Annotated in this window: 12 protein-coding genes; 7 read left to right on the forward strand and 5 right to left on the reverse strand. The window is 64.2% G+C overall.

The window, feature by feature from the left end; translation table 11 throughout:
- Positions 1-291: 291 nt before the first annotated feature.
- Entirely contained in the window at positions 292-852 is a 561-nt protein-coding gene (locus tag NED97_RS04555) for a GMP synthase subunit A (RefSeq protein WP_252489539.1), read from the reverse strand.
- A gap of 90 nt (positions 853-942) precedes the next feature.
- Between NED97_RS04555 and NED97_RS04560 the strand changes: the two genes are divergently transcribed.
- A complete protein-coding gene (locus NED97_RS04560) occupies positions 943-1,080 on the forward strand; it encodes a hypothetical protein (RefSeq protein ID WP_252489540.1) in 138 nt (45 codons plus the stop codon).
- Between the two features lie 112 nt (positions 1,081-1,192).
- Here NED97_RS04560 and pan1 read toward each other — a convergent pair whose 3' ends face one another.
- Positions 1,193-2,410, reverse strand: a complete 1,218-nt coding sequence (gene pan1 / locus NED97_RS04565; RefSeq protein ID WP_252489541.1) for a proteasome-activating nucleotidase Pan1 — start codon at positions 2,408-2,410, stop codon at positions 1,193-1,195.
- Positions 2,411-2,536: 126 nt separating this feature from the next.
- Between pan1 and NED97_RS04570 the strand changes: the two genes are divergently transcribed.
- The 3 genes from NED97_RS04570 (at position 2,537) to rad50 (ending at position 7,098) form a co-directional block, all read left to right on the forward strand.
- The gene (locus NED97_RS04570; protein WP_252489542.1) at positions 2,537-2,806 is read left to right on the forward strand and encodes a MarR family transcriptional regulator; all 270 of its coding nucleotides are present in this window, start codon (positions 2,537-2,539) and stop codon (positions 2,804-2,806) included.
- A gap of 150 nt (positions 2,807-2,956) precedes the next feature.
- Positions 2,957-4,423 carry a DNA double-strand break repair protein Mre11 gene (gene mre11 / locus NED97_RS04575; protein WP_252489543.1) on the forward strand — a complete coding sequence of 489 codons (1,467 nt, stop codon included), beginning with the start codon at positions 2,957-2,959 and terminating at the stop codon, positions 4,421-4,423.
- Positions 4,420-7,098, forward strand: coding sequence for a DNA double-strand break repair ATPase Rad50 (gene rad50 / locus NED97_RS04580; RefSeq protein WP_252489544.1), 2,679 nt, complete (start codon positions 4,420-4,422; stop codon positions 7,096-7,098). Before mre11 ends, rad50 begins: the two co-directional genes overlap by 4 nt.
- A gap of 30 nt (positions 7,099-7,128) precedes the next feature.
- On the opposite strand, the gene NED97_RS04585 is transcribed toward rad50, so the two are convergent.
- From NED97_RS04585 to NED97_RS04595, 3 genes are read right to left on the reverse strand one after another with little or no spacing between them, the layout of a single operon-like run.
- The gene (locus NED97_RS04585) at positions 7,129-7,605 is read right to left on the reverse strand and encodes a DUF7346 family protein (RefSeq protein ID WP_252489545.1); all 477 of its coding nucleotides are present in this window, start codon (positions 7,603-7,605) and stop codon (positions 7,129-7,131) included.
- A 2-nt stretch (positions 7,606-7,607) separates the two neighbouring features.
- Positions 7,608-8,147, reverse strand: coding sequence for a DUF7322 domain-containing protein (locus tag NED97_RS04590; RefSeq protein ID WP_252489546.1), 540 nt, complete (start codon positions 8,145-8,147; stop codon positions 7,608-7,610).
- A 58-nt stretch (positions 8,148-8,205) separates the two neighbouring features.
- Complete coding sequence (locus NED97_RS04595; RefSeq protein ID WP_252489547.1) at positions 8,206-8,391, reverse strand: DUF7331 family protein; 186 nt, start codon at positions 8,389-8,391, stop codon at positions 8,206-8,208.
- A 163-nt stretch (positions 8,392-8,554) separates the two neighbouring features.
- On the opposite strand from NED97_RS04595, the gene NED97_RS04600 reads away from it, so the two are divergent.
- The 3 genes from NED97_RS04600 to sufB all read left to right on the forward strand — a co-directional run bounded on the left by NED97_RS04600 (position 8,555) and on the right by sufB (position 13,932).
- The gene (locus NED97_RS04600) at positions 8,555-11,284 is read left to right on the forward strand and encodes a DNA-directed DNA polymerase (protein ID WP_252489548.1); all 2,730 of its coding nucleotides are present in this window, start codon (positions 8,555-8,557) and stop codon (positions 11,282-11,284) included.
- 250 nt (positions 11,285-11,534) lie between these two features.
- Positions 11,535-12,440 carry a Fe-S cluster assembly ATPase SufC gene (gene sufC / locus NED97_RS04605; RefSeq protein ID WP_252489549.1) on the forward strand — a complete coding sequence of 302 codons (906 nt, stop codon included), beginning with the start codon at positions 11,535-11,537 and terminating at the stop codon, positions 12,438-12,440.
- A gap of 61 nt (positions 12,441-12,501) precedes the next feature.
- Complete coding sequence (sufB, locus tag NED97_RS04610) at positions 12,502-13,932, forward strand: Fe-S cluster assembly protein SufB (RefSeq protein WP_252489550.1); 1,431 nt, start codon at positions 12,502-12,504, stop codon at positions 13,930-13,932.
- The last annotated feature ends 1 nt before the right edge of the window (position 13,933 follow it).

The raw sequence follows: 13,933 nt of genomic DNA on the forward strand, positions 1-13,933 counted from the left end.
ACTTTCAGTGGCTACTATAGTTCGCGCCTCCGTCGGCAGCGGGGATCGTAACCGGTCCAGTCCGGATCGAAACGGCGTCGTCTGGTGATTGCATTACGTTACCTGATTCGTACAGTAACCCATACATCAGTTTCTCGACATTCAGGATACCACGTAACATCGATGTTATCAGAAGCGTTCAGGAGCATCGTCGGTGAAAATACAGCGCTCACTCGACGCTTCAGAGTGCTGTGCAGTAGCGAGGTTGTTCTGGAGAAGGGACGGCGGAAAGCCGCGTCGATGGTCGGCTGGCTACTCGGCGTTCGCTTCGCAGATCTCGAGGAAGTTTTCGAAGATCTGCTCGCCCTCCTCGGTGTGGGCGACCTCCGGGTGCCACTGGACGCCGTAGAGGTTCCGGTCGGAGTCGCTCATCGCCTCGACGTCGCAGACGTCGCTTCGCGCGGTCAGTTCGAATCCCTCGGGCAGCTCCGTGACCTCGTCGGCGTGGCTCGCCCAGACGCGGGTTTCGGGGTGCAGGCTGCCGGTGAGGGGATCCTCGTCGTCGACGATCTCGACGGTGACGTCGGCGTAGCCGCCGTAGTCGCCGCTGCCGACTTCGCCGCCGAGTTCCTCGGCGATCAGTTGCATGCCGAGACAGATCCCGAGGACGGGGATATCGGCCTCGAGGTAGTCGGCAGAGTGACCGATTCGGTCCATGTCGGGACCGCCGGAGAGGACGACGCCGTCGGCGTCGACCTCCTCGGGGTCGGTATCGTTGTCGATCAGTTCCGTCTCGACGCCGAGGTCGCGAAGCGCTCGGTGCTCGAGGTGGGTGAACTGTCCGTGGTTGTCCACCACGACGATCTTCGTCATTGGAGGTCTCTAGCCAGTCGCCCGGTAAAAGCGGACCGGAACCGCTGGCTGGTCGGTACGTTTATGGACTCGTCCCCGGATCGTACTGGTATGGCAGCGGATATACGCGAATTCGACCATCCGGCCTGGATCACCGCGGCGAGCACCGGTCTCGGATATCTGTTGATTCTCGCGGTGCTCACCGTGGCGCTGTTCGTCGTTCCGTGGCTCGTGTTCGCGGCGCTGTAGACTCGAGAACGAGACGTTTGACGAGCAGTTCAGTGCTGATCGCGTTCGGAAGCGACGCGTCTCGAGTTCGGCGGTAAAAGCAAACGCGAGCGAGGCGACCGGCAGGAGAGCTTCAGGCGAACGTCTTCGAGACGTCCTCGGTCTCGTCGCTCTCGGCCTGGACCTTGTCCCAGGCGCCCCGGAAGTCCTCCATCCGGATCTCCGTGCGGTCGTCGCGGATGGCGAACATCCCGGCCTCGGTACAGACGGCCTTGATGTCGGCACCGGAGGCCTCCTCGGCCTCGGCTGCCAGTTCCGAGAACTCGACGTCGTCGGCGACGTTCATCCCGCGAGTGTGGATATCGAAGATGATCTCGCGGCCCTCCTGGTTCGGCTTAGGTACCTCGATGAGGCGGTCGAACCGACCCGGCCGGAGGATGGCTCGGTCGAGCATGTCGAAGCGGTTGGTCGCGGCGATGATGCGGATGTCGCCGCGGTCCTCGAAGCCGTCCATCTCGGAGAGCAGCTGCATCATCGTCCGCTGGACCTCGGCGTCGCCGGAGGTCTTCGATTCCGTCCGCTTGGAAGCGATGGCGTCGATCTCGTCGATGAAGATCACGGCGGGTTCGTGCTCGCGGGCGACCTTGAACAGATCACGGACCAGCTTTGCACCCTCGCCGATGAACTTGTGGACCAGCTCCGAGCCGGCCATCTTGATGAAGGTGGCGTCGGTCTGGTTGGCGACGGCCTTCGCGAGCATCGTCTTCCCGGTGCCCGGCGGGCCGTACAGCAGGACGCCACTCGGGGGTTCGATCCCGACGTCGTCGAACATCTCGGGCTTCTCGAGGGGCATCTCGACGGTCTCGCGGACCTCCTGCATCTGCTCCTCGAGACCGCCGATATCCTCGTAGCTGACCTCGGGGCTCTCGGTGACTTCCATCACGCGAGCGCGCACGTCGGTTTCGTTAGAGAGCGTCTTGACGATAGAGAGGGAGTTGTTGACGGCCACGCGGGCGTCGGGCTCGATATCGTCTCGCATCTCCTCGGTAACCTCGGTTAGCGCCTCCTGGTTGTTCCCGTGTTGTTTGATAATGACGCCTTCGTCCGTGAGTTCCTGGACCGTGGCGACGAACAGGGGAGACTGCTTCAGCTTCTTGTTCTCGTGAGTCAGCCGTTCGAGTTTCTGCTGGTACTTGTTGTTCTCGGCGTTCGCATCGAGGAGCTTGTCCCGCATCTCCTCGTTTTGCGACTCGAGAATCTCTAACCGATCCTCGAGCGCCTGAATTTTCTCCTGTTGGGACGCCTCGTCCTCGTCGTATGGGAGGTCGACGTCGTCCACAGTGTCGCTCATCACCCGTGGTTTAGGTGTTGGCTCATAAGAGGCTTCGGGTAGATGAACTCGGCCCGGTTGTATAACTACTAGACATAAAGCGGAATAGAAAATATTATCAAGCCGTATTTGGAATGGGTGTGTACGATGAGTGCTTCAGAGTCGCTGCACCAGGAAACTACGCAACAGGGGTCGTGGGACGACGTCCGCGATCTGCCGCCGAGTGCCAAGCTCGTCGCGAAGGTCCTCGAGTACAACGACACGATGACCCAGCAACAGATCGCCGACGAGTCGCTCCTTCCGGCCCGGACGGTCCGCTACGCCCTGAACCGCCTCGACGAGGAGAACGTCATCGACTCTCGGTTCTCGTTCTCGGACGCTCGCAAGCGCCTGTACAGTCTCGACATCGAATCGTAACCCTGCAACCGCCCCCACCAGTCGCCGCGACCGCCGATCGCCGCCCGCCGCGACGGTCGCGAACGTGACGCGCTCCGCTCACGTCGGCACACTTTACTTTCAGGTCGGTCACGGAACGCCTTTAGGCCCCGCAGACCAACCTCCGGACAGATGACGCGGGTGATACACACGGGCGACACCCACATCGGGTACCAGCAGTACAACTCGCCCGAGCGACGACGGGACTTCCTCGAGGCCTTCCGAAACGTAGCCGAGGACGCGGTCGACGCGGACGTCGACGCGGTGATCCACGCCGGCGACCTCTTTCACGACCGCCGGCCGGGACTGGTCGACCTCCAGGGAACCGTCGAAATTCTCCGAACGCTCTCGGCGGCCGACATCCCGTTTCTCGCCGTCGTCGGCAACCACGAGGGGAAACGCGACGCACAGTGGCTCGACCTGTTCGCCGACCTCGGTCTCGCGACCCGACTCGGCGCCGAGCCTCAGGTAATCGACGACGTCGCGTTCTACGGACTCGATTTCGTTCCCCGCTCGCGGCGCGAGGACCTCGAGTACGAGTTCGCCGCCGTCCCCGAGGAGGCGGATCACGCGGCCCTCGTGAGCCACGGCCTGTTCGAGCCGTTCGCTCACGCCGACTGGGACACCGAACGGCTGCTCTCCGAGTCGACGGTCGAGTTCGACGCCGTTCTCCTCGGCGACAACCACCACCCCGACACCGCTGAGGTGCGCGACACGTGGGTCACCTACTGTGGCTCGACCGAACGCGCGAGCGCGAGCGAGCGTGAGGACCGGGGCTACAACCTCGTCGGGTTCGAGACCGGCGAGGAGCCGGCGATCCGCCGCCGGAGCCTCGAGACGGCCCGCGAGTTCGCCTTCGTCGACGTCGAACTCGCCGAGGGCGAGGGCGTCGACCGCATCCAGGAGCGCGTCCGCCAGCACGACCTCGAGGACGCGGTTGTCATCGTTACCATCGAGGGCGAGGGGCGCCCGATCACGCCCGCAGCCGTCGAGGAACTCGCGATCGACCGCGGGGCGCTCGTCGCCCGGGTGAACGATCGGCGGGAGCTCCCCGACGAGGGCGAGGAGATATCGGTCAGTTTCGCCAATCCCGACGACGCGGTCCGCGAGCGGGTCCGCGAACTGGGGCTCAGCGACGCCGCCCTCGAGATCGATCGCACCGTCCGCGAGGACGATCTCGCCGACGCCAACGTCCGCGAACGCGTCGAACGACGGGTGCGCGACCTCCTCGAGGAGGATCACACCGCGTTCGAGCCGGCACCGGAGCGAGAGGCGAGCGACGAGGACGTGACGACGGTCGCGGATCAGCTCTCGGACGAAGATGCGGCGGAGACGGCCGCAGCGCCGTCCGACGACGCTACAGCCGCGGCCGACGACGCTACAGCCGCGGCCGACGACGGGTCGAGCGGAGATCCCGAAGCCGACGACGGATCGGACGGGGACCCCGAGACCCCGGACGAAAGGGAACCCGCTGACGAGACCGCAACGACGGCGGCGAGCCGGCAGTCGGTGGACGACGGCACCGAGGCGGATTCGGGGGATGGCGAGTCGAAACCGAGCGCCGACGGCGAGTACACCTCGCTGGGTGATTTCGAATGAGGGTCGACCGCGTCCGCCTGTTGAACTTCAAGTGTTACGGCGAAGAAGAGCTCCGCCTCGAGCGGGGCGTGACGGTCGTCCACGGCGTCAACGGCAGCGGGAAGTCGACGCTGCTCGAGGCGGTTTTCTTCGCGCTCTACGGCTCGAAAGCGCTCGGCGATCGGACCCTCGACGACGTGATCACGACCGGCGAGGACGAAAGCGAGGTCGAACTCTGGTTCACCCACGACGGTCGCGAGTACCACGTTGAGCGCCGGCTCAAGCTCCGCGGCGATCGGGCGACGACCACGAGGTGCGTTCTCGAGACGCCGACGGAGACCGTCGAGGGCGCGCGCGACGTGCGCCGGGAGGTGACCGAACTCCTGCGGATGGACGCCGACGCGTTCGTCAACTGCGCGTACGTCCGCCAGGGCGAGGTCAACAAGCTCATCCACGCCTCGCCGAGCGAGCGCCAGGACATGATCGACGACCTCCTGCAGCTAGGTGCGCTCGAGGAGTACCGCGAGCGCGCGAGCGACGCCCGCCTCGGCGTCAAGTCGGTGCTCGACGGCCAGCGCGAGGTGCTCGAGGATCTCCGAGCCCAGGCCGAACGAAAGGAGGAACAGGACCTCCACGACCGCCTGAACGAACTCGAGTCGCGCCACGCCGACGTCGTCTCCGAGATCGAGCGCTTCGAGTCCCAGCGAGAGGAGGCGAAGAACACGCGCGACACGGCGGCGGACGTCCTCGAACGCCACGAGGAGACCCGCGAGGAGATCGCGGAGCTCGAGAGCGAGATCGAGGAGCTTCGCTCGAAGATCTCCGAGACGGAGCGCAAACGCGAGACCGCGGCCGAGACCCTTCGCGACCGCAAGGACGAGCGCGAGGAACTCGCCGACGAACGCGACGCGCTGCTCGAGGACGCGGACACCGAGGCGAGCGACGAGGACGCGATCGAAACCCGGATCGAGGAACTCGAGAACCGGGACGAAGAGCTTCGGGACGATCTCGAGGACGTTCGCGTCTCGATCACGGAGTACAACGGCGAGATCGAGCGACTCCGCGAGACGGCGTCCGACCTCGAGTCCCAGGCCGAGGAGGCCCGAAGCGAGGCCGACGAACTCGAGTCGGCGCTCGAGGACGGCGCGGACGAGATCGACCAGCGGAAGTCGAAACTCGACGAACTCGAGGGCGAAACCGAGTCCGCCCGATCAGCGTTCGACGACGCGCCGGTCGCGTTCGGCGAGGCCGAGGCGCACCTCGAGTCGATCCGGTCCGAGCGCGAGGACCTCGTTTCGACGATCGGCGACGTCACCGCGGAGATCCGGACGGTCGAGAGCGCGATCGAGGAGGGCGAACGGCTGCTCGAGGAGGGGAAGTGCCCCGAGTGCGGCCAGTCCGTCGAGGACTCGCCCCACGTCGACGTGCTGGACGACAAACGCGAGGAGCTGGCGGAGCTCGAGGAGCGACGCCAGGAACTCGAGACCGAGCGCGACGAGCTGAAGGAGCGCATCGAGCGCGCCGAGTCGCTCGTCGAGGCCGAACGACGGGTCGACCGGCTCGAGGAGAACCGCGAGAACGTCGCCCAGCTGCTCGACGAGAAACGCGATGCGCTCGCGGAGCGCCGCGACCAGCGCGATCAGCGCCGGGAGGAGGTCGACGAGTACGAACGGGAGGCCGAGACGAAGCGCGAGGAGGCCGACGAACTCGAGAGCGAGGTCGCGGACGCGCGGGCCGACCTCGGCGAGATCAACGCCGAGCGCGGCGAGATCAAGGCGACGCTCGAGACGCTCCGGCGCGTGACCGAGATCGAGGCCGAGCGCGCGGAACTCGACCGCGAGATCGAGACGCTCCGGGAGCGCAGGACCGACTGGGAGACGCTGAACGACGAACGTCGCGACCAGCTCTCGGCGAAGCGCGACCGCAAGCGCGACCTCGAGTCGGAGTTCGACGAGGAGCGCGTCGCGGCCGCGCGAAGCGACCGGCAGAACGCCGAGCAGTACATCGAAAAGGTCGAAGAGAAGCTCGCGGAGCTCGAGGAACGGCGCGATCAGCTCCAGGGAAAAATCGGCGGCGTCGAGGAGAAGATCGATGAGCTCGAACGGCTCCGCGACCGGCTCGAGACCGTCGAGGCCCGGTGCGAGCGGCTCGACTCGCTGTACGACGAGGCCGAGACGCTCCAGACGACCTACGGCGACCTGCGGGCGGAACTGCGCCAGCGAAACGTCGAAACCTTAGAGCGGCTGCTGAACGAGACGTTCGATCTGGTCTACCAGAACGACTCCTACGCGGCGATCGACCTGGACGGAGAGTACCGCCTGACGGTCTACCAGAAGGACGGCGAACCGCTCGAGCCGGAGCAGCTCTCGGGCGGTGAACGGGCGCTGTTCAACCTCAGCCTGCGGTGTGCGATCTACCGCCTGCTCGCGGAGGGCGTCGAGGGGACGGCGCCGATGCCGCCGCTTATCCTCGACGAGCCGACCGTCTTCCTCGACTCGGGTCACGTCACGCAGCTGGTGTCGCTGGTCGAGTCGATGCGCGACCTGGGCGTCGAACAGATCGTCGTCGTCAGCCACGACGAGGAACTCGTCGGTGCGGCGGACTCGATCGTCCGCGTCGAAAAGGACGCGACGTCGAACCGTTCGCAACTCGAGTGCGGCGAGCCGCCGGAGGCGGCGCTGCTGGCATCGGAGTAGTCGACTCTCAAAAATTGGAGATACACCCGGTCAGGGACCGGATGCGTTCGCGCTCTCCTTCTGGTTCTCGGACGCCTCCACGACTCTCGCACCGATCGCCTCGAGTGCGGTCTTCCCGTCGTCGGTGAGCCGATAGCCCCGTTCGCCGCCGACGTCGGTCTCCGCGATCAGGTCGGCGGCGGCGAGAACCGTGAGACGTCCGTGTAGATCACTCTCACAGCAGTCGTAGGCGTCTATCATCGCGCGAACGCCCAGCGGACCGCGCTCGCCGAGTTCGACGAGCAGTCCCAGGCCGTCCTCGTCGTGGACGGCCATCAGCAGGGATCGCACGGGAGAACTGACGGTGCGTGCGGCCGTCTCGAGGAACGACTCGTCGGCGACGGCCTCGAGACGGTCGTTCTGGACGTAACATTCGTTGCCAGTTTCTGGATCTCGAACGAGACTCGCGTGGTCGGACCGTTTGAGAAGGACGTATCGCTTCCCGGTGTCGTCTTGAACGGATTTCATGTTCAGTCTAAGTCGTCCGACGATCGGTGTTCGGCCTTGGGGGCCGAATTCGTTTCGCCGGTAGGAGACTGCGCAGCATCGGATCCCGCGCCCGATTCGGGCGGTTCACCGTCGTCACTGTCGTTATCGTCGCTATCATCGCCGTTCGTCGTCGCATCGCTATCGGATGCCCGGTAGCTCCGGTATCGACGTACGGCGGAGCCGAAGAGGATCGCGCCACCGACGACGAGCGCGACGCTGTGGTACGACACGCCCTCGAAGATCAGGAAAAGGACCCCCAGCGAGAGGGCGAGAACGGCGGCGTTGACCACGAGCACGATCGACCAGAACGTCTGGAGCAGGTCGCCCGAAACGTCCGTTTCGGCGGTCGAAATTTCAGGGGTCGCTGGCGAGCCGAACTCCGAGCGCATGTCCGACCGGAGATCGGAACCCGCGTCCTCGGTGGGCACTCGTGGGATCGTCAGCGAGTCGCTGTCGGGATCCGCGTACTCCTCTTCGGGATCCCACTCCTCCGGTTCGTGCTCGCTTCGATCGAATACCACGAGTGATCGAACGGCAAGCGGAAGGAAAAGGATTCGCGTTCGCGCACTCGCGGAAGACTCAGGCGAGTTCCTCGAGCTGTAGCGTTCGGGACGTCTCTACCCAGGCAAGCGGGTTCTCGGCATCGTAGAAGACGACGCCGTCCTCGGTCTCGTAGGCCTCGATCGTCGCGGTGCCCTCGGGTTCACTACTCGGTTCACTGCGATCCGTCATCTCGTCGTTAGCACGGGTTGACACGTCAGTCACCTCTGAGTATGGTATGTGTTATCACGTTATATGCTTTGTTGCCGCTTCAATATCTCGTCGTACCGATAGCGTGTGACCGCGGTCGGGACGTCGATCGCGAGTGCGTTGTCATCGAGGGATGGGAGTGCAGGGTTTTTATCCGGCCGCTGCAAACTCCGACATCATGACTGAGGCGGGCCAGACCGGACTCGCGGAGTTCTCGGGCGAATCCTCCGATCGGCCGGACGAAGAGGCGGCCGCCGTCGCCGGCGACGGCGGAGGGGACAGTACAGCGGTGATCGACGTTCGCGAGGAGACGCTTCCCGAACCGACCGGGGAACTCGAACTCGCCGTGATGCAGGTCGACTACACGATCGCCGGCTACGGCGACGAGGAGCGGCCGATCGTGCACGTCTTCGGCCGCACGTCCGCGGGCGAACTCGAGCACGTTCAGGTCGTCGGCTTTCGGCCCTACTTCTACGCGCCGACGGAGACGCTCGAGCGCCCGCCGGAGGACGCCTACGACCGGCTTACCGGGAGCCGCGAGGTCGGCGAGGACGGCGAACCCTACGAGAGTATCCGGGGCGAGAAGCTAACCAAGATCTTCGGTCAGACCCCCCGCGACGTCGGGCAGGTGCGCGAGGACTTCGAGCACTACGAGGCGGACATCCTCTTCCCGAACCGGTTTCTCATCGACAAGGACGTTCGCAGCGGGATCCGCGTCCCGGAGCGACGGGCCGACGACGACTCGCTGATCGTCCCCCACGAGGAAGTCGAAGCCACGGGCGTCGACACCGAACCGCGCGTACAGACGTTCGACATCGAGGTCGACGACCGCTCCGGCTTCCCCGAGGACGGCGAGGAGCCGATCGTCTGTCTCACCAGCCACGACTCCTACCGCGACGAGTACATCATGTGGCTCTACGAGGCGCCCGTCGGCGACGGCGAGATCCCCGCCGAGATCGAGGAGTACGAGCCGATCGAGGGGCCGATCGACCACGAAGTCCGCACGTTCGACGAAGAGGAGGAGATGCTCGAGGCCTTCATCGAGTACGTCGACCGGACCGATCCGGACGTCCTGACGGGATGGAACTTCGAGGACTTCGACGCGCCGTACCTCCTCGATCGGCTCGAGGTGCTTCAGGGTCCCCACCACGAGTACGACCTCGAGATCGATCGCCTCTCCCGCGTCGACGAGGTCTGGCGCAGCAACTGGGGCGGCCCCGACATCAAGGGCCGCGTCGTCTTCGATCTGCTCTACGGCTACCAGCGGATGGTCTTCTCCGAACTGGATTCGTACCGACTGGATGCTGTCGGCGAGGCGGAACTGGGAGTGGGCAAAGAGCGGTACGCCGGCGATATCGGGGACCTCTGGGAGGACGATCCCACGCAACTGCTCGCGTACAACCTGCGGGACGTCGAGATCTGCGTCGAACTCGACCGCCAGCAGGAGATCATCCCGTTCTGGGACGAGGTGCGCGCCTTCGTCGGCTGTAAACTCGAGGACGCGCCCACGCCCGGGGATGCGGTCGACATGTACGTCCTCCACGAGGCCCACGGCCGGTTCGCCCTCCCCTCGAAAGGCCAACAGGAGGGCGGCGAGGAGTACGAGGGCGGAGCAGTGTTCGAGCCGATCACGGGCGTCAAAGAGAACATCACCGTCCTCGACCTGAAGTCGCTCTACCCGATGTGTATGACGACGATCAACGCGTCGCCGGAGACGAGGGTCGATCCCGACGAGTACGACGGGGAGACCTACGTCGCGCCGACCGAGCCCGAGCCGATCCACTTCCGCAAAGAGCCCGACGGCGTGATGCGCGAGATGATCACGGAACTGCTCGCGGAGCGCGAGGAGAAGAAATCACTGCGCAACGAGTACGAGCCGGGCGATCCCGCGTACGAGCAGTACGACCGCCAGCAGGGCGCCGTGAAGGTCATCATGAACTCGTTGTACGGGGTGTCGGGATGGGAACAATTCAGGCTATATGACAAGGAAGCAGCGGCCGCGATTACCGCGACGGGGCGAGAAGTGATCGAGTTCACCGAGACCGCCGCCAACGAACTGGACTACCGGGTCGCCTACGGCGACACCGACAGCGTCATGCTCGAGCTCGGTCCCGAGGTCTCGAAAGAGGAGGCGATCGAGCAATCCTTCGAGATCGAGGAGTACCTCAACGATCGGTACGACGACTTCGCGCGCGAGGATCTGAACGCCGAAGAGCACCGCTTCCAGATCGAGTTCGAGAAACTCTACCGACGGTTCTTCCAGGCGGGGACGAAGAAACGCTACGCCGGCCACATCATCTGGAAGGAAGGAAAAGACGTCAACGACGTCGACATCACCGGCTTCGAGTACAAGCGATCGGACATCGCCCCGATTACGAAAGAGGTCCAGCACCGCGTCATCGAGATGGTCGTCCGCGAGGGCGACATCGAGGGTACGAAGGAGTACCTGAACGAGGTCATCGAGGACGTTCGGACGGGGGAGGTGTCGCTCGAGGAGATCGGCATCCCCGGCGGGATCGGCAAGCGACTCGACAACTACGACACCGATACGGCCCAGGTTCGCGGCGCCAAGTACGCGAACCGCCTGCTCGGGACGAACTTCCAGCGCGGGAGTAAACCGAAGCGACTCTACCTCGACCGGGTCGACCCCGCGTTCTTCGAACGGCTCGAGGCCGAGAAAGGGTTCGACGCCCGCACCGACCCGATCTACGGCGCGTTCAAGCGCGATCCGGACGTCATCTGCTTCGAGTACGAGGACCAGATCCCGGAGGAGTTCGAGGTCGACTACGACACGATGCTCGAGAAGACGCTCCAAGGGCCGATCGAGCGCATCCTCGAGGCGCTCGACGTTTCGTGGGACGAAGTGAAGTCGGGACAGGAACAGACCGGACTGGACCAGTACTGGTAATCCGGTCGACCCGCACTCGCCGTCACACTCATCTGTCTGGAGGGCGTCACATCCGACGAGAGCGATCGCGTACTCGTCGAAATACGGCGCCTCACCGGGTGAAGCGCTCCCGTCTGCCGATCGCTGCGGTTCTCGGTTACCCCGTGGGGATTCTCGTTCGGGAAAATAATCTTCGTCATTCGAAATCGTATCCAATCGGATACGAAACCGTTATCACGCAGACGACCCACGATTCAAACGACAGAACACTATGGCACGCCTCGAACTATCCAACCTGCACGCGGAAGTGGCGGACGGTGACGAGAAGATTCTCGAGGGGGTCAACCTCGAGGTCGAGTCGGGCGAAATCCACGCCCTGATGGGGCCCAACGGCTCCGGGAAATCGACGACCGCGAAGGTCATCGCCGGCCACCCGGCCTACGAGGTCACCGAGGGCGAGGTCCTGATCCACCTCGAGGAGGGCGAGTTCGGCGAAGATATCGAGATCGACGAGGACCAGCGTACCTGGAACCTCCTCGAACTCGAGCCCAACGAGCGCGCGGCACTCGGTGTCTTCCTCGGCTTCCAGTATCCCGCCGAGATCGACGGCGTCACGATGACGAACTTCCTCCGGACGGCGCTCAACGCCAAGATCGAGGAGCGCGAAGAGCTCTTCGAGGACGAGGAAAGCGAGGAAGAAGAAGCGGACGAAGGCTTCGAGACCTCGCCGATGGAAGGCCCCGCCGACGAGGGCGAGGTCGGCGTCGCCGAGTTCCAGCAGATCCTCCAGGAGAAGATGGAGCAACTGGACATGGACGAGAAGTTCGCCCAGCGCTACCTCAACGCCGGCTTCTCCGGCGGCGAGAAGAAACAGAACGAGGTCCTTCAGGCGGCCATCCTCGAGCCCTCGATCGCCGTCCTCGACGAGATCGACTCCGGGCTCGACATCGACCGCCTGCAGGACGTTTCGAATGGCATCAACGCGCTGCGCGACGAGCAGGGCACCGGCATCCTCCAGATCACCCACTACCAGCGCATCCTCGACTACGTCGAGCCGGATCACGTCCACGTGATGCTCGACGGCCAGATCGCCAAGAGCGGCGGTCCCGAACTCGCCGAAGAGCTCGAGGACAAGGGGTACGACTGGGTCCGCGACGAGGTCTACGGCACTGCGTAACCGAATCTGGCTAGAACAACGGTAATAACGCTACAGCCGTAACCATATACACAATCACATCATGAGTTCCGATCAAGACCACCTAAAAGAGACAGACACTGAGGCCCGGTTCGAGTTCAAGAAAGAGGAGAACTCCGCAGTCAGATCCGACAAAGGCCTGACCGAGGAGGTCATCCGTATGATCTCCGAGGACAAGGACGAACCCGACTGGATGCTCGAGCGCCGTCTCCGCGCGCTCAAGCAGTACCAGAACATGCCGATGCCGACGGACTGGCCCGGCCAGCCCGACCTGACCGAACTCGACATCGAAGAGATCGTCCCCTACATCCGCCCGGACGTCGACAAGCGCGAAGGCGTCGACGACTGGACGGAGCTGCCCGACGAGATCAAGGACACGTTCGACAAGCTGGGCATCCCGGAAGCCGAGAAGAACGCACTCTCCGGCGTCGGCGCCCAGTACGAGTCCGAGGTCGTCTACCAGAACATGCAGGAGCAGTGGGAGGAGAAAGGCGTAGTCTTCATGAACATGGACCGCGCCGTCAAGGAGCACCCGGAGCTCGTCAAGGAGTACTTCATGACGACCTGCGTGCCACCGAGTGACAACAAGTTCGCGGCGCTCCACGGCGCCGTCTGGTCCGGCGGCTCGTTCGTGTACGTCCCCGAGGACGTCACCGTCGAGATGCCGGTTCAGGCCTACTTCCGCATGAACTCGGAAGGGATGGGCCAGTTCGAGCACACGCTCATCGTCGCCGAGGAAGGCTCCGAAGTTCACTACATCGAGGGCTGTTCCGCACCGAAGTACGGCACCCACAACCTCCACTCCGGCTGTGTCGAGGTCTTCGTCGGCGAAGACGCCCACGTTCAGTACTCGACCGTCCAGAACTGGTCGAAGAACACGTTCAACCTCAACACCAAGCGCGCGATCTGTGAGGAGAACGCGACGATGGAGTGGGTCTCCGGCAGCATGGGCTCGAAGGCAACCATGCTCTATCCGTGTACGATCCTCAAGGGTCGCGGCTCGACGGACACCCACATCACCATCGCCTTCGCGGGCGAGGGCCAGAACATCGACACCGGCGCGAAGGTCTACCACAACGCGCCCGATACCAGCTCGACCATCGAGTCCAAATCGATCTCCAAGGACGGCGGCCGCACCAACTACCGCGGTCTCGTCCACATCGCCGACGGCGCCGAGAACTCGAGCACTGCCGTCGAGTGTGACGCGCTGATGTTCGACAACGAGTCCACCTCGGACACCATGCCGTACATGGAGATCGAGGAGTCGAAGGTCGACGTCGCTCACGAGGCGACGGTCGGCAAGATCGGCGACGAGGACATCTTCTACCTCCAGTCGCGCGGACTGGACGACGACGACGCCAAGAAGATGATCGTCGCCGGCTTCATCGAGCCGATCACGGAGGAACTGCCGATCGAGTACGCGGTCGAACTCAACCGCCTCATCGAACTCGAGATGGAAGGTAGCCTCGGATAAT

It is taken from the genome of Natronococcus sp. CG52, assembly GCF_023913515.1.
Taxonomy (GTDB): domain Archaea; phylum Halobacteriota; class Halobacteria; order Halobacteriales; family Natrialbaceae; genus Natronococcus; species Natronococcus zhouii.

What these genes read in the sequence shown, in the direction of transcription:
- NED97_RS04555 (WP_252489539.1), bottom strand. Translation starts at nt 852, where the DNA reads ATGACGAAGATCGTCGTGGTGGACAACCACGGACAGTTCACCCACCTC.
- NED97_RS04560 (WP_252489540.1), top strand. Translation starts at nt 943, where the DNA reads ATGGCAGCGGATATACGCGAATTCGACCATCCGGCCTGGATCACCGCG.
- pan1 (WP_252489541.1), bottom strand. Translation starts at nt 2,410, where the DNA reads ATGAGCGACACTGTGGACGACGTCGACCTCCCATACGACGAGGACGAG.
- NED97_RS04570 (WP_252489542.1), top strand. Translation starts at nt 2,537, where the DNA reads ATGAGTGCTTCAGAGTCGCTGCACCAGGAAACTACGCAACAGGGGTCG.
- mre11 (WP_252489543.1), top strand. Translation starts at nt 2,957, where the DNA reads ATGACGCGGGTGATACACACGGGCGACACCCACATCGGGTACCAGCAG.
- rad50 (WP_252489544.1), top strand. Translation starts at nt 4,420, where the DNA reads ATGAGGGTCGACCGCGTCCGCCTGTTGAACTTCAAGTGTTACGGCGAA.
- NED97_RS04585 (WP_252489545.1), bottom strand. Translation starts at nt 7,605, where the DNA reads ATGAAATCCGTTCAAGACGACACCGGGAAGCGATACGTCCTTCTCAAA.
- NED97_RS04600 (WP_252489548.1), top strand. Translation starts at nt 8,555, where the DNA reads ATGACTGAGGCGGGCCAGACCGGACTCGCGGAGTTCTCGGGCGAATCC.
- sufC (WP_252489549.1), top strand. Translation starts at nt 11,535, where the DNA reads ATGGCACGCCTCGAACTATCCAACCTGCACGCGGAAGTGGCGGACGGT.
- sufB (WP_252489550.1), top strand. Translation starts at nt 12,502, where the DNA reads ATGAGTTCCGATCAAGACCACCTAAAAGAGACAGACACTGAGGCCCGG.